The 15,756-nt window shown below is 69.8% G+C and carries 11 protein-coding genes; 4 read left to right on the forward strand and 7 right to left on the reverse strand.

Annotated elements, in window-relative coordinates; genetic code table 11:
- Positions 1 to 443 precede the first annotated feature (443 nt).
- Entirely contained in the window at positions 444 to 3,008 is a 2,565-nt protein-coding gene (locus tag LX88_RS41275) for an ABC transporter substrate-binding protein (protein ID WP_258953190.1), read from the forward strand.
- Between the two features lie 6 nt (positions 3,009 to 3,014).
- Here the strand turns inward: LX88_RS41275 and LX88_RS41280 are convergent, their stop codons facing one another.
- From LX88_RS41280 to LX88_RS41300, 5 genes are all read right to left on the reverse strand, one after another.
- Positions 3,015 to 4,766, reverse strand: a complete 1,752-nt coding sequence (locus tag LX88_RS41280; RefSeq protein ID WP_258953191.1) for an ABC transporter permease subunit — start codon at positions 4,764 to 4,766, stop codon at positions 3,015 to 3,017.
- Positions 4,766 to 6,262 (reverse strand): ABC transporter substrate-binding protein, encoded by a 1,497-nt coding sequence (locus LX88_RS41285; protein WP_258953192.1) that lies wholly within the window; start codon positions 6,260 to 6,262, stop codon positions 4,766 to 4,768. The genes LX88_RS41280 and LX88_RS41285 overlap by 1 nt, the downstream gene beginning before the upstream one ends.
- Positions 6,263 to 6,372: 110 nt before the next feature.
- Positions 6,373 to 7,023 carry a response regulator gene (locus LX88_RS41290; protein WP_258953193.1) on the reverse strand — a complete coding sequence of 217 codons (651 nt, stop codon included), beginning with the start codon at positions 7,021 to 7,023 and terminating at the stop codon, positions 6,373 to 6,375.
- Entirely contained in the window at positions 7,020 to 8,162 is a 1,143-nt protein-coding gene (locus LX88_RS41295) for a sensor histidine kinase (protein WP_258953194.1), read from the reverse strand. The genes LX88_RS41290 and LX88_RS41295 overlap by 4 nt, the downstream gene beginning before the upstream one ends.
- 22 nt (positions 8,163 to 8,184) lie before the next feature.
- Entirely contained in the window at positions 8,185 to 9,519 is a 1,335-nt protein-coding gene (locus tag LX88_RS41300; RefSeq protein ID WP_258953195.1) for an alpha/beta fold hydrolase, read from the reverse strand.
- Positions 9,520 to 9,731: 212 nt separating this feature from the next.
- On the opposite strand from LX88_RS41300, the gene LX88_RS41305 reads away from it, so the two are divergent.
- From LX88_RS41305 to LX88_RS41315, 3 genes are all read left to right on the forward strand, one after another.
- Positions 9,732 to 10,091, forward strand: a complete 360-nt coding sequence (locus LX88_RS41305) for a TFIIB-type zinc ribbon-containing protein (RefSeq protein ID WP_258953196.1) — start codon at positions 9,732 to 9,734, stop codon at positions 10,089 to 10,091.
- 223 nt (positions 10,092 to 10,314) lie between these two features.
- Positions 10,315 to 11,850 carry an MFS transporter gene (locus LX88_RS41310; RefSeq protein WP_258953197.1) on the forward strand — a complete coding sequence of 512 codons (1,536 nt, stop codon included), beginning with the start codon at positions 10,315 to 10,317 and terminating at the stop codon, positions 11,848 to 11,850.
- Positions 11,851 to 11,893: 43 nt separating this feature from the next.
- Entirely contained in the window at positions 11,894 to 12,511 is a 618-nt protein-coding gene (locus tag LX88_RS41315; RefSeq protein ID WP_258953198.1) for a TetR/AcrR family transcriptional regulator, read from the forward strand.
- Between the two features lie 125 nt (positions 12,512 to 12,636).
- On the opposite strand, the gene LX88_RS41320 is transcribed toward LX88_RS41315, so the two are convergent.
- Together LX88_RS41320 and LX88_RS41325 are read right to left on the reverse strand one after the other, a co-directional pair.
- Complete coding sequence (locus tag LX88_RS41320) at positions 12,637 to 15,198, reverse strand: ATP-binding protein (protein WP_258953199.1); 2,562 nt, start codon at positions 15,196 to 15,198, stop codon at positions 12,637 to 12,639.
- Positions 15,199 to 15,240: 42 nt separating this feature from the next.
- On the reverse strand, positions 15,241 to 15,513 hold the full coding sequence (locus LX88_RS41325) for a hypothetical protein (protein ID WP_258953200.1): 273 nt from the start codon (positions 15,511 to 15,513) through the stop codon (positions 15,241 to 15,243).
- Between the last annotated feature and the right edge of the window lie 243 nt (positions 15,514 to 15,756).

Genomic DNA, 15,756 nt, shown 5'->3' on the forward strand with positions numbered 1-15,756 from the left:
TCCATCTGATCCAGCGATTGACGCGACGCGACATTACGGCGTGCTTGGGCTCTGCCTGCACCCTCGCGGTCCTCGGCCTCGCATCAACCTCTTGCGCTTCTTGACAGGCAGCCATGCGGATGGCGCGCCGGCCACGCCGGAACCACGGTAGTCGCCAATGCGTTGGCCGGCCTCGAAGAACACTTGCGCCGACCAGTTCGATGCAGGAGAGCAGGTATTTGCCTCGCTTATCGCAAAGGTAGGACACCGAGTGCTCGCGCGGGGTGCGCAGTCGATCGGCCGACAAAGCAATGCCGACCTCCGAGCCGCCTCTCGCTCGGCGCGGAGTCGATGCTCGAGATCATGTGACCTGTCGTTCCCCTGTTCGGGGGGCGAGGGGTTCATCTATCGGGAAATTCGGACCCAAATACCGTCGGCTCAACTGAGATCCGGAGGTCCTGTCCGTGCCCGAAACGCCCGAAACCGCGGTCGCCCTCACCCGACGGGCGATCGAGTCGCGTCACTCCGACCGGAGCCATGCCCGTGCGTTGCTGGGTGCCGCCTTGGCGAAGAACGACGAGTACGAGCCCGCCTGGCGCTGGCTCGCCGAAGTGGTCGACGATGACGGTGAGCGGCTGTTCTGCCTGAACCAGGCGTACGCGCTCAAAGCAGACCCGGCGACCGGCCGTGCGCGCAAGGCGCTGAGGGCGGCGTCTCCGACGCCACCTGCCGAGGTCTCCGGCCTGGTCGATCCGCCTCCCCCGGCGGCAGAGGTCACCGGCGGAACCAGCGGAAGGCGCCGGTGGTCGTGGATCGCCGCGGGGGCCGCGGCGATGGTCCTGCTTTCGTCGTTGGGCGTGTGGACAGCATCGGGAGACAGGCGGGGCGAGCCCGTCCACGTCGCGCTGGTGGCCGGGATGACCGGCGACAACGCGATGGCGTCCGCACACATGGAACGTGCCGTGCGCATGCACCTCGACACCGTCAACGCCGCGGGCGGTGTGCACGGGCATCCCGTGGAGCTGCTCGTCTACGACGACTCGGACAGGGTGGACGAAGCCGTCGCCATCGCGGAGCAGATCGTTCGCGAGAACAAGGCGCTGTACGTCGTGGGACACGGCAGCAGCGATACCGCGCTCGCGGCGGCTCCGATCTACCAGCGGGCCAGGATCCCGGCCATCACCCCCTCCGCCAGCTCGCCCCGGATCACCGACGGCAGCGAGTGGTACTTCCGCAGCATGTTCGGCAACCGCACGCAGAGCGACTTCCTGTCCGCATACGTCTCGCGCGTGCTCGGCTCGAAGACCGCGGCCGTGGTCTACGACGACGACGAGGACGGCCGATCGGGTCACGAGACCTTCGTGGAGTCCTTCAGCGAGTTCGGCAGGGTGACCGCCGGTGTGGCGATCTCCGCCGCGGCGGACCGCAGGGAGGAGTCGGTCGAGGCCGCCGTCGCGGAGTTGAAGGCACGCGCCGACGGCGCACCCGTTGTGCTTGCCATGAAGGAGAAGAACGGCCTCGACCTGATCGACGGACTCCGGTCCGCCGGCGTCACGGCGCCCATTGTCGGCACCTCGTCGCTCAGCTCGCAGGCGTTCCACGAGGCCCTCGTGGAACGGGAGGTCGCGAAGGGCCGGCCGGGGTCGCTCACCGGCAACCTGTTCATGGGCACGCCGCTGGCCCAGGACTCGCTGACCGGTCCCGCGCAGGTCTGGGCGGACGACTACGCCCAGCGGTACCACGAACGTCCGTGGTGGCAAGCCGCGACGGCCCGCCAGGCCGTGAACGTGGGGCTGCACGCGATGGAGACCGGCGGGCTCGGCTTCGACGAGGCGAACCGGGCGGAGGACCGCCGGCGGGTGCGTGACTCGTGGGCGTCGTTGAAGGACCGCAAGAACTCCTTCGCCGCCTTGCTGGGACCGTTGTACTTCAACGCGAACGGGTCGGCGCAGATGCCGGTGTCGGTGGTGACCAGTGACGGCTCGAGGTTCGTCTCGGCGCCGACGCAGTTCACGATCCACGACCCGCTCGGCGACGACGCGGTGAAAGCCGATCTGGCGCAGGGGCGGGTCATCGCGGTCAAGGACCGGTATCTCAGCCTCAGGCAGGTGGTGGCGACCGGGATCAACATCAACGAAGTACGCGACCTCGACACCACCGACGGCACGTACTTCGTCGACTTCTTCGTGTGGCTGAAGTACGCCGGCGACAACGCGGCGGCCGACGTGCAGTTCGTCAACGCGGTCAAGCCGGACCTCAAGCTCGGCGAGCCGCTGCGCGACGTGACCGAGAACGGGCAGACCTACCGGCTCTACCGGGTGGCCGACCGCTTCAAGACCGGCCTGCAGTTCCACGACTTCCCGTTCGACCACCAACAGCTCACCGTCCTGCTGCAGAACAGGACGCGCACCGCGGACCAGGTGTCCTACGTGACCGACAAGGAGATCCTCGACCAGGACCCGCGCGACTACCTGCGCAGCGGTGCCGACGCCGACGCCGACATCAACCAGGTCCCGAACTGGCTCGCCTCGTCGGTGCGCTTCTTCCGGCAGACGGTCGGCAGCAGCGACGCGCTGGGCGATGGCCGGACCGCGGGCGCCGCCAACGGCATCTACTACAGCCAGTACGCGGCCGAGATCGCCCTCGATCGGGACACCCTGCCGTTCTTGGTCAAGAACCTGCTTCCGCTGGTGCTGCTGATCTGTGTGACGTACCTGTCCCTGTTCTTCAAGCCGTCCGACGGCGGCCCACCGGTGTCAATGGGTGTCACCGCGATCCTGAGCACCGCCGTCCTGCTCAACAACGTGACCGCCCAGCTACCGAAGATCAGCTACATCGTGGCCCTGGAATGGGGCTACTACGCGTTCATCCTGCTGGCCGTCACCTGCGTGCTGATCGCCATGCTGCGCAAACGTCTCGTCACGACGAACCGCGACAGCGTGGAGCAGACCCTCGCCAGGGCGGCGCGTATCGCCTATCCGGTCTACCTCGTCGTCGTCGTGACCCTCTTCGTGGTCATCTTCAATTAGGCTGATTCAGGCCGGTTGCCCGCGCTGGGAACGAAACACGTGCTTCCAGGAAGCCAGAACGGACAACGACATCGCGAGGACGGCGACGAGCAGCAGCATCACCGCAGGGCTCAGCGCCGCCAAGGGTGCCCGTTCGATGTAGGGCAATGACTCCGCGAGCATCAGCCCCCACTCCGGGGCAGGTGGCTGGGCTCCGAGGCCGAGGAAGCCCAGTGAGGCCAACGCCAGTGCGATGCCGGGCAACCGGAGGACGGCGTTGCGGGCTACCGGACCGGCGACGGCCGGGAGCACGTGGCGGAGCTCGATGCGGGACGGTGACGCGCCGAGCGCGCGATGGGCGTTCACGTAGGTGGCCGCGCGCGTCTGTTCCACCAGTGCGGCGGCGTGTGCGGCGAGGGCGGGCCATGAGACCAGGGCGACGGCCAGCGAGGCGCCGAACGTGCCGGGGCCCAGCACCGCGGCGACGAGGATGCCGGCGATCACGGGTGGCACCGCGTTCGCCGCCTCCGCGACCCCGCGGGCGATGTTCGGCAGGAAGCCGATGGCCAGGGCGACCACGTACGAACAGGCGCAGACCGCGGCGGCCACGCCGATCGTCGATGGTGCGCCGTGTGCTATCCGCGCCAGTACGTCACGGCCGAGTCCGTCCGTGCCCAGCGGATGTGCCCAGGTGGGTGACGCCAGCCTGGCCGCGGCATCGATCCGCAGGGGGTCCCGCAGCAGACCCCATCCGATCACCAGCGCCATCAGAGCGGTAGCCGCCAGTGGAATGACGACGTGCAGTCTGTTCGGCACCCACCGCGAGTGCGGGGGCAACGACAACGCGGCGTCCCGCAACGCGGGGCCCAGCATGCGCCGGCGGACCGCGGCGACGACCGAGCCGGCCAGCAGGCCCAGTAAGAGCAGTGCGAGCACGCACCCCTGCAGCATCGGCACGTCCTGCGCCCGGGCCGCTCCCAACGCCGCGCGCCCGATGCCGGGCACCGCGAAGACCGCTTCCACCGCCACGGCACCGCCGGTCAGACCGACCACCGCCAGGCCTGCTTGAGGCAGCAACGGCGGCAGAGCACGACGAAGGGCTCCTCGGACGAGAACCGAGCGGTTGCACCCCCACGACCTCCACACCGCCACCCACGGTTCCCGGAAGACCGCCGGAAGCGCGTCGTTGAGCAGCGTGCCCAGCACGGCGCCCCCGGGAATGCCGAGTGCGAGCGCGGGCAGCACCAGGTGGAGTGGACCGTCCCAGCCGTACGGTGGGAACCAGCCCAGCCACACCGACAGGCACACCAGCAGCACCGCGGCGAGCAGGAACTCGGGCAGCGCGGCCAGTGCGGCGCCCGCACCTCCGGTCGACGCGGACGCGTCGCCACGGGCGCCTCGCATCAGGGTCGGCAGGCACAGGGCCGAGGACACCACGAGGACGACGACCAGCGCCGCGCTCATCAGCGTCAGTGAGACCCCGAGACCGGACACGACGCTGGGCAGCACCTCGGCGCCGTTGATCCACGACCGGCCGAGGTCACCTCGCAGCAGTCCGGACATCCAGTGCGTGAGCATGGTGACAGGACCGGCGTCGAGGCCGAGTTGCCGCCGGACCGCGTCCAGGGCCTCCCGCGTCGGCTCCTGCTCGGCCGACAACGCTCGCAGGACCGACAACGCCGGATCACGCCCGGACAGCCAGGGCAGGAGACCCACCACGGCGGTGATCAGCGCGAGCGCGGCGAACCGGGAAGCCAGGACGCGCAACGACTCCGTCATCACTTCACGTGCGTGGCGGAGGTGATGAGCGCGCGTTCGCGCGGGTCCTTCACCGAGTCGGCGACCGACGTGGCGTCGCCCTGGATCACCCGCTCGTGCAGCATCGGGATGGCGGCGTCGGTGCGCAGCACGGCCGCCTCGGCCTCGAGGATCGCCGCACGACGCTGGTCGCCGGCTTCGGCGGCCTCGGCCTTGCGCACGGCCTGCTCGACGTCGTCATCGCACAGCCGCGCGATGTTGAACGAACCGCCGCAGGTGAAGTCCGACTTCAGGTAGGCGACGGGGTCACCGGAGTCGAGCACGGTCGCCCTGGACAGGATGAACGCGTCGAACAGGCCGGCCAGCATGTCCTGCTCGATGTGGGCGTACTCGCGCACGACCTGGTTCACCTTGAACCCGGCGTCCTGGAGTTGCTGCTGCACAAGAGAAGCGACCTCGGGCAGTTCGGCGCGGTCGGTGAAGGTCGCCAGCGTGATGGTGGCACCGTTCGCCCGGCCGGCGGCGACGGCGCCGGTCAGCTCCTTCCTGGCCTCGACCGTCCACGGCAGCGCCGGCCCGAGCAGTCCCTTGGCGACGTCGGCGCGGTTCTCGTAGACGGTGCTGACGATCTGGCCGCGGTTGATCGTCTCCCGGACCGCGGCGCGCAGCGCATGATCTGCGAACGGCCCGGACTTGGTGTTGAGGTACAGCGTGTTGGTGCGCGGCATCGGCACCTCGCTGATGGTCTGCGCGTCGAGCATCGCGGCCTGCGACACCGGAACCGCTTCGGCGATGTGCGCCTCACCGCTGCGGATAGCCGCCGCGCGCGCAGTGCCGTCCGGCACGAACGACACGTCGATGCCCGCGGCCTTCGCCTTGTCACCCCAGTAGCCGTCGTAACGGTCGAGGGTCGCGCTGGTGGTGCCGTTGACCCGCACGAGCCGGAACGGCCCGCTGCCGGTGCCCACCGGAGTGGCCTTGCCGTCCGCCGCGTACGCGCTCTCAGCCAGAATGGACAGTTGAGGCGACGACAAACGCTGCGGCAGCAAGGGATCCGGCGAGCCCGTGGTGACGACCAGTTTCTCACCCTGCTCGGCCGCGGTCAGCGCGACGCCGTCGAGGATGCGAGGCTTCGGCACCGCCTTCGACGACCTGGTGAGGGTGTTCGCGGCGACAGCGGCCGTCAGCGCGCTGCCGTCGTGAAAGCTCACCCCCGGCCGGACGGTGAACTCCCAGGCGGTGTCCGAGGTGCGCCGCCACTCGGTGGCGAGCCCTGGGCGGGCGTCACCGTTGCCGTCCAGCGTCACCAGCGTCTCCGCGGTGGACCAGCGGGACAGCTTGAAGGCGTCGTCGCTGAACGGCGACAGGCCGGACCGCGGCGGCTGCATCATGGCCAGCTTGATCCGGTCCCCTCCGGAGGACCCGGCTGTCTGCCCGCCCCCGGCGGCGAAGCACCCGGCGAGGAGGACCGAGACGGCGGACAGTCCGACGGCGGCCAGCGGCGCGCGGAGGTGCATGTGAGCTTCCTGTCGTCATGAGAGCGTTAACACGGCGACGCTAGCTTATGACAATCATTTGCATCTAGCTCACGAGTTCCACGTCACGTGGCGCCTGCTGCCGATCAGGATCAGGTGGTGCTCACGATGGCGTGCTCGTAGGCGTAGATCACCAGGTGCACGCGGGTGCGCAGGCCGAGTTTGGCGAGCGCACGCGCCACGTGGGTCTTGACCGTGCCTTCGCCGACGGTCAGGGCACGGGCGATCTCGGCGTTGCTGAGCCCGCGCGCCACGTGCCTCAGCACCTCCAGTTCGCGTGGGGTGAGCAGGTTCAGCCCGGCCGGTGCGGGCCGGGGCGCGGTCTGCGCGAACCGCCGGATGGCACGGCGGGTGACCTGCGGGTCGATCAGGCCCTGCCCCTTCGACGCCGCGCGGACCGCCTCGACGAGCAGCGCCGGTTCGCTGTCCTTGAGCACGAAGCCCGCCGCGCCTGCCTGCAGCGCGCCGAACAGGTACTCGTCGACGTCGAACGTGGTCAGCGCGACCAAGGCGGGCGCGGGGTTGACCGACTCGGTGATCCGGCGGATGGCCGCCACACCGTCCATCCGCGGCATCCGCAGGTCGAGCACCACCACGTCCACGCACAGCAACCGGGCCTTGTCGACGGCTTCGGCGCCGTCCGCGGCCTCGTCGACCACTTCGATGTCCGGTTCGGCGTCGAGGACCAGGCGCAGTGCCCATCGCGCGGGCTCCTGGTCGTCGGCGATCAGTGTGCGGATCACCGCTCCTCCCCCAGCGGGAGCCGGGCTTCGACGAGCCAGCCGCTGGGCCGGTTCGGCTCTATCCGCAGGGTTCCGCCGAGCAGCCGGGTCCGTTCCCGGACGCCTCGCAGGCCGGAGCCGTCGGCCGTCGGGCCGGGCGTGGTGGAACCGTTGTCCGCCACGGTGATCACGACGGCGTCCGGTGTGTGGTGGAGGTGCAGGTCGACCCTCGTCGCGTCGGAGTGGCGCATCGCGTTGGTGAGCGCCTCCTGGGCCAGCCGGTAACCGGCGTGGTCGACCAGTGGCGGCAGGCCGTCCGGCGGCGGGCCGTCCCTGGTGAGGGTCACGGTGCGGTTCGGGCCGGTCACGTGGTTCACGAGGGCGTCCAGGTCGGTCAGCGTGGTGCCGTGCGTGGGCAGTGCGGCCAGAACGTCGCGGACCTCGGTGAGCGCGGTGGCCGAGATCTCGGCGATCGTGGCCAGCGCCCGGTCGGCGACCGGCGGCAGGGAGCGGACGACGTGCCGGACGGCGTTGGCCTGCATCCGGATCACGGTGAGGTGGTGGCCGACCGCGTCGTGCACCTCGCGGGCGATGCGGGCGTGCTCCTCGGCGATCACGCTGCGGGTCTCCTCCCGGTAGAGGCTTTCGGCGTGGTCGGCGCGGTCGCGGTGCATGCGCAGGGCGTAGCCGACGGCGATCGGCGCGATGCCGAGGAGGAGCAGGTCCGTCCAGGTCGCGGCCGCCGGTGAGCGAACTCCGGCCACGGACAGGACGAGGAACCACCCCACGGCCAGAACGAACACCGCCGGCCGCGGACGGTGGTACGCGGCGGAACCGAACGCGGCCATGGCGACCAGGCGCCCGGACCAGTCCGGCACGGCGATGACGACCACGATCACGGCGCATGCGAAGGCCGTGACCAAGGGAAAACGGCGCCGCAGCAGCAAAGGGACCGCCACCGCGACCGATGCGGCGAGCATGACGGCCGGGCTCGCGGAGCGGTGTTCGACCAGCCCGAGCACCGACACGACGACCGCGGCCGCACCGGCGAGCAACGCGTCGCCTCCGATGGTGTCGCGCAGCCGCTCCGGGAACGGCCGCGGGAACGAGCACGGTCCCGCCGGGCGGCCGGTGGAACCGGGCACCCGGCGGTCATCCATCATCCAGTTGTACACGGCCAGGTCAGACGGGTGAGCCGCACCGCGCGTCCGGCGCGGGCAGCTCCCCTGTCAGGAAATAGCGGTGCACGTGGTCGCGGACGCAGGCGTTGCCGTTGAGGTAGAGCCCGTGGTTGCCCTCCACGGGCAGGTACGCGCCTCCCAGCTGAGCGGCGACCCTGCGACCGTGCTCGGCGGGGGTCAACGGATCGTGCTCGCCGTTCGCCACCAGCACGTTCGGCATCGCGGACAACGCGGCCGGCGGGTTGAGCCCTTCCCCGGGCACACCCGCGCAGTGCCCGGAGACCCGCCACGGTGCCGCCGCCCACCCCAGCCGGGGCGCGGCCGCGCGCAACCGGTCCTGCACCCCTTGCACGGCCGGGAAGTCGCGCGGGAAGGGGAAGTCCGCGCAGAACGCCGTCCGCGCGAGACCGACGTCGGACGGGCCGGGTCGCGGTGTGATCGCCGTCGTGTCGCCGGCCTCCAGCTGCGCGAGTCCGGTGGTCAACGCGGGCCAGCCCCTGTCGTTGCCGATCCGTGCCGCAGCCCATCTGAGGACCGCGGACACCTCCATGCCGGGCGTGGACAGGACGCGGTCCCACACGGTGATCACGTCCTTGCCGTGCAGTGCGCAACCGGCGTCGGCCGCGCACCACCGCGCCATCCGGTGGAGGTTGCCCTCCGCCGCGACGGCACCGGCCCGAGCCCACTCAGCCGGGTCCCGCCGGGTGTGGTCCAGCACGCTGTCCAGGTACATCCGCCCGACCCGGTGGCCGAACAGCTCCGCGTACAACTGCCCGTACACCGTGCCGTACGAGTTGCCGAAGTAGTCGAGCCGGCGCTCACCCAGCGCACGCCGGACGGCGTCCATGTCGTGCGCGACCTGACGAGCGTTGAGACGCCCCCGGTACGCGTCCATCGTCTCCGCGCAGTCCGCCGCGAACCGGCCGTTGGCGGCGGCGTACTCGCGGTGGGCGGACTCGGTCACCGGCGAGGACAGCGGAGCAGGGTTCGGGCTCGGACAGGCGACGCCCATGCCCCGCGGGTCGAACACCACGACGTCGAACCGCGCCGCGAGGTCGGCGAACTGGTCGCGGTAGCCCGGAAACGCGAAGTTGGCGATGGCCGCCCCTGGGCCACCGGGGTTGAGCAGAAGAACACCGGCCTTCCGCTCCCGAGCCGGGATCTTCAGCAGCGGCACGGCGATCCTGGTGCCGCCGGCCGGACGGGTCCAGTCGGCGGGGACCAGGACTTCGCCGCACCGCAGCCCGTCGTGGCACTCCCGCCACGTCACGCCCTCGGCAGCGGTGGCAGGCGCTGCGCCTCCTGCGAGCACACCGACCGCGGCCAAGAGTGTCATCAGTGCTTTCATGCACCGATTCGACCACCCGGAGCACGCCGGCGCGTCTGCCTTTCGACAGACGTTCCGCTCGCCGCGATGCGCGGACCCGGACCCACTGCCCCAGAGCCGACTCCCGTCATGTGCGTCGGATGGGTGCGCGATTACCGGACGGTTACCACCACAGGAGGACGAGTGGGGACCCCGTGGGTGAATCGCCCTATCCTCGCCCCATGATCTGCCCGAAATGTCAACACGCCATGCACACCTTCGACCGGGACGGTATTCACCTCGAGCAGTGCGAGAACTGCCGGGGCATCTACCTCGACAACGGCGAGTTGGAGCAGATCCTGCTGTCCTACCGCGCCCATCTGCAGTCTGCCGAGTCTCGTCAGGCTTCCTCTTCCCAGGCGGCCCCGCCGCCCTACCAGCCTGCGCCGATGTCGGCACCGCACCACCCGGCGCCGCCGTCCCACAAGAAGAAGGACGACTTCTGGGGCGACGACGACGACTTCTTCGGCGAGAGCAGGGACTCTCGCGGAAAGAAGAAGAAAAAGGACAAGTGGGGATTCCTCGACGACATCTTCGGCTGAGTTCCGTCGTGTGAGGTTCTGAGATCCGACGGGTTCGAGACCGGGATAAACGCGTTCTGCCCGCGCCTCAAGAAAGACCAGCGAATCCTCGGCGCGATCGCGTGCCCTGGACCTAGACAACTCCGGAGTTGCAGATGTGCCGAGCCGAGCGACGCAAAGGATCGCACGGGCACCACGTGTGTGTTCGAACTTCTCGCCGCCGCCGTGTCGCGGCGGTCGTCGCATGAACAGCCGGGCGGCGGGCTACGCGACGATCTTCGCGTCGTGCCTCGCGCAGCTGATCGTCACGGTGGACATGACCGTGCTGTACCTGGCGGTGCCCGAGCTGACCGTTGAGCTCGGCGCTTCCAACGTGTCGATGCTGTGGATCGTCGACATCTACGGGTTCACGATGGCGGGCCTTCTGGTCACCATGGGCAACCTGGGCGACCGGGTGGGGCGGCGGAGGATGCTGGTGTGCGGTGTCATCGCGTTCGCGGTGGCCTCCGTGCTGACGGCGTATGCGCCGACCGCCGAACTGCTGATCGCCGCGCGGGCCTTGCTGGGCGTGGCAGGAGCGGCGATATTGCCCGCAACAACGTCCTTGTTGCGTGTCGTGTTCACCACGCAACGGGCTCGCACGGCCGCGGTGGGCGCCAGCGCGGGCGTTTCCGCAGCGGGTTTCGCGGTCGGCCCCATCCTCGGCGGGCTCCTGCTGAACCAGTTCTGGTGGGGTTCGGTGTTCCTGGTGAACGTCCCGATCGCCCTGTTGATCCTCGCCGCGGCCAGGTTCATACCGGAGTCGCGCGCGCCGCGACGACTGCCGCTGGACCTCGCCAGCGTGCTGCTGTCCGTGGTCGGCGTGGTCGCGGTGGTCTACACGATCAAGTCCGTCTTCCACGTGGGTCTGTGGCACCCGGACGTGCTGAGCGCTCTGGTCCTGGGGGTTCTCGCACTGGGACTGTTCGCACGGCGCCAGCTGCGGCTGCCCGTTCCGCTGATCGACCTGCGGCTGTTCCAGAGCCGGGAGTTCACCGCTTCCGTGGGGTCCAACCTGATCGCAGTGTTCACCCTGTCGGCGTTCGGTTTCATCATCAGCCAGTACTTCCAGCTGATCCTCGAATGGACGCCGCTGAAGGCAGGATTCGCGTACGTGCCGGGAGCGCTGGCAGCCGTGGTGGCGGGCGGCGTGCTCGCCGCGACGGCGATCAACAGACTCGGCCGCGGGAACGCGGTGGCGCTGGGTCTGGTTCTCATCGCGATCGGTTTCGGCATGCTCGGCACCGTCCAGGTGTATTCGCCGTACGGCTTGGTCGTCGTCGCGCAGATCGCGGTCGGCGCGGGCGCGGGGCTCACCCTGACGGTCACCGGTGACACGATCCTCGGCACTGTTCCCCGGGATCGCGCCGGCGCCGCCGCCGCGATCTCGGTGACCGCGTACGAGCTGGGCGGTTCGCTCGGAATCGCCATCGTCGGCAGCGTTCTCTCCGGGATCTACCGAGCGCAGCTCGTCGTACCCCAGGGTGTTCCGCGGGAGGTCGCCGAGCGGGTCCACGAGTCGTTCAGCGCGGCCGTCGCCACCGGCCTGCCGGAGCCGGCCGCCACCGCCGTCCAGACCGCCGCCAACGAGGCGTACCTCAGCGGCATCCGGACGAGCATGATCTTCAGCGCCGCCATCACGGTCCTCCTCGCCCTCGTCGTTTCGAGGTACCTGCGCGGAGTTCCCAAGGTCATCGAGCCAGAACCGGTGCGCGAACCGGACTCCGCACTCGGCACCTGAGCAGTTCTTCGAGAACCAACAGCAACGGGCCACGAAGGAAACCATGCCGAAGGTAGTGATCCCAGGAGAGCGGAGGAAGGCCGTCGGCGACGCCGTCGTTCGGATCATGATCCGAACGGGTGTCGAAGGCGCCTCCCTGCGCAACCTCGCGGACGAGACCGGACTCTCCGTCGGAGCGATCCGGCACTATTTCGACAGTCACGCCGAACTGGTGGCCTTCAGCATGCGCGAGCTCGGCCGGCGCATCAGGCAGCGAGTGGCCGCCCGCCTCGACCGACTGCCCGCCGGCGGTCTCAGCAGCACTGCTCTGGCCGCGGAACTGCTGGCCGAGCTCCTTCCACTCGACCGGGCGCGCAGGGAGGACCTGGGCGCCTGGCTGGCCTTCGCCGGTGCCGCGCGGACACAGCCGGCGCTCCACGTGGTCGCGGACGAACACCACGAGCACACGCGCAGCTTGATCACCGAAATCCTCGAGCAGGCCATCGGCCGGGGTGCATTGCCCGCGGGGCTGGACCTCGGCATCGAGTGCCTCCGGCTGAGCGCACTGCTGGACGGACTCACCATGCAGGCGGTCCTGCACCCGCAGCGCACAACGCCGGACGTCCTGATGGACGTTCTGCGGCGGAACGTGCACTCGCTGGCTGAGCAAACCAGCGCTTGAACCAGCCGGCCCCCCACGAACGAAAGCCGTTGACCACCTGCTTCAGGTGGTCAACGGCGAAGACGGAGCTGAACGCCGGGCCGCGCTGGGGTGGGACGCGGCCCGGCGTTCAGCGTTCCGGCGGGTCATCCAGCCCGGCGGTCGGTGAGGTCGAGCGCCAGCTGGTCGAACCACACGCGCGCCCGTTCGTGCTTCGACGCCCGCTCGGCACGCGGGATCTGCTCGGTGACGACGTCGCGCACGAGCAGGTGCCGGAACCCGTACTCGATCTCGCCGGTCTCGCTGTTGCGGCCCTGACGGCGCAGGAAGTCCCGCTGTTCCAGCAACTCCAGCGCCTTGGCGACCTCGAAGGCGTCGCGCTGACCCGTCGCGGCCACCGAACTGGGTGACACGAGATCACCGGAGAGTGCGGCGTCCTGCAGAACCGCCTTCACCTCGATCGGCAGCGAGTCGAGCTGGGTGGTCAGCACCCCGCGCACCGAGGACGGCACCGGCAGCGAGATCTCGTTCTGCAGCAACGGCGTGGGCGCGTCTGCCACCATGCCGGCGTACTCGGTGGCGAACAGCGGGTTGCCGCTGGCGCACGACACGAGTACCTGCCACAGTTCGGACGGCAACTCCCGTGCCTGCAGCAGCGAGTCCAGCAGTTGACGAGTCCCGTTGTGGGACAGCGGTTCCAGGCTGATCGTGGTGGCGTTGCGCTTGCCGCCGAACCACGAGGGCCGGCGCTGCAGCAGCTCCGGTCGCGCGGTCGCGATCACCAGCAACGGCACGGAACCGGCGTTCTCGCTCAACTCCTCCACGAAGTCGAGGACCACGTCGTTCGCCCAGTGCACGTCCTCCAGCAGCACGATCAGCGGTTCGGATTCCGCGACCTCCTCCAGGAACCGCCGCCACGCCGGGAAGTCCGGCCGCACCTCCGTGCCGGGATCGTCCAGCCAGGCCAGGCTCGCGTGCAGCCGGTCGGCGAGCTCACCGACGCCGACCAGCCTCACGAGGTCGGCGTGCAGGGTCGGGAAGGAGGAGAACCCGCTCACGACGTCGGCCAGCGGCCCGTAGCCGTGGTCGTCGCCGAAAGCCGTCGCGGTGCCACGAAAAGCTGTCGTGCTCGAGGTGGCGAGTTCGTTGACGAGCCGCGTCTTGCCCATGCCGGCCTCGCCGAGCACGGTCACGAAGTGCGGGCGGCGACGCGTGCGGACCTCTTCGAGAAGCCCTTGCAGCACCATCAGCTCGCGCTCGCGTTCCACGAACGGTACGGCGGCCTGAGGGCGGCGGGTCGCACCACGCGGTGACACGCACGAGATCGCCTGCCAGCCTCCCGCCGGGGCGCTGTCGTCCTCCCAGATCACGGAATCGGCGGCGTCACGGGTCGAGTCGCACGCACGCACCGCACCCAGTGGTGCCGACGCCATCAGCTGACGGCACTGGTCGAGCAGGACGCCACTGGCGGTGGGGATGCCCGACGAAGGCAGGCGGACGAGAGCGTTGCCCGTCGCCACGCCGATCTGCACCTCGGCGACGGCGTCCAGCCGGTCGCGGATGGCGACGGAGGCACGTACGGCGCGATCGGCGTCGTCCTCGGCGGTCCTGGGCGCACCGAACAGGGCCAGGAACACGGAGCCGACGCTTCCGCCGACGACACCGCCCAGCCGGGACACCTCGGCGGAGACGACGGAAGCGACCTCCTGGTGCACCGCGTCGACGTCCTCCGGGTCACCGTCACCGGCCGCGAGACCGAGCTGGGCGGACACCATCACGACGCTCACGAGCTTCCGCTCCGCGGTCGCCAGGTCCGGCGCGTCCACGACGACCGCCGGAGCGACGGGCTCCACGGCGGCGGGCCGCGTGATCGCGACCGGTGCACGCACGGGAGCGGGGTCCTGGCCGACGGCGAGCAGGTGCCTGCGTCGCACCGACGACGGAAGGTCCAGTGTGGGCGTGTGGTCGAGGATCGCGCGCTCGAGTTCCTGCAGCTCGCGACCTGGTTCGAGGCCGAGTTCCGCCACCAGTGCCGCCCGCGTGCGGCGGTAGACGCTCAGCGCGTCCACCTGGCGGCCACACCGGTACAGCGCGAGCATCAGCTGGCCGCCCAGCCGTTCGCGGTACGGCTCCAGCTCGATCAGCGACTCGAGCTCGCCGATGATCTCCCCGTGCCTGCCGCAGGCGAGCTCCGCCTCGAAGCAGTCCTCCTGCACCGCCAGCCTCCAGTCCTTGATGGCGGTCAGCTCCGGCCAGTTGATCCCGGTCTCGGCGAGGTCCGCGAGCACCGGTCCGCGCCACAGACCCAGTGCGCCGCGGAGCACCTTCGCGGCAGCGGGCCAGTTGCCCGCGGCGAGTTCACCCCTCCCCTGTTCGGCCAGCTGCTGGAAGCGCGACAGGTCGAGGGAGTTCTGGTCCACGCGCAGCAGGTATCCCGGCGCGTGGGTCAGCAGCATCGGCGCACCGTCGGGGTTGCCGCCGTGCGACGCGAGAACGCCCCGCAGCCCCGAAACGGCGTTCTGGAGCATCTTGCGCGCCGTGGGCGGGACGTCCCGCGGCCACAACGCGTGCAGCAACTTGCTCGTCGCCACCACTCGGTTGGCCTGCAACAGCAGGAACCCCAGAGCCGCGCGCTGCTTGACGCCGCCCAGAGGCACGGGTAAGTCGCCGTCGAGAACTTCCAGTGAGCCCAACAGGTGGAATCGCATGGTTCTGGTCTCCATCGTGGTTGTCCGGACGCGGAGGACAGGTCAGCCCCAGGGGGTGTCGCCGCACTGCGAAGCGTCTCCGCCGAACGAATGGCCAGAAGCCGGGATGGACCGTCCCCACGGGGTGTCGGTGGATGTGACCGATGCCCAGGGCGTGTCTCCGTCGGCGGCGATCTGAGTCCACCGGGCGGTGCACCCGACGCCATCACCCCGCCGGGCGTCGTCGGCCTGCGCGATGCCGGCGAGGAAGGTCATCGTCAGCACCGCCGGAACGGCGGAGAGAACCAGGGCGACTGCGGTCGCTTTGCGGAACATGTCGGTCTCCTATTAGCTGATCGGGTTTCGGCCCGAGTTGTGGTGCAGCACCTCCTGGCGGCGCCTGGGAACGAAGTTAGAAGTGCCGCCCATCGTCGTTCTATCGCGCATCCTCACCCGTATCAATTGGCAGTGATAGCAGTGGTCAGCGAGCCGATGAGACATCCGAATAACTGACTCGCCAGTCAATGCGCTACCGATACCACGTCGTCGGCCTCAATCCTGAGAATGTGTTGCAGCACA

This window comes from Lentzea californiensis (genome assembly GCF_024648825.1).
Taxonomy (GTDB): Bacteria; Actinomycetota; Actinomycetes; order Mycobacteriales; family Pseudonocardiaceae; genus Lentzea; species Lentzea californiensis.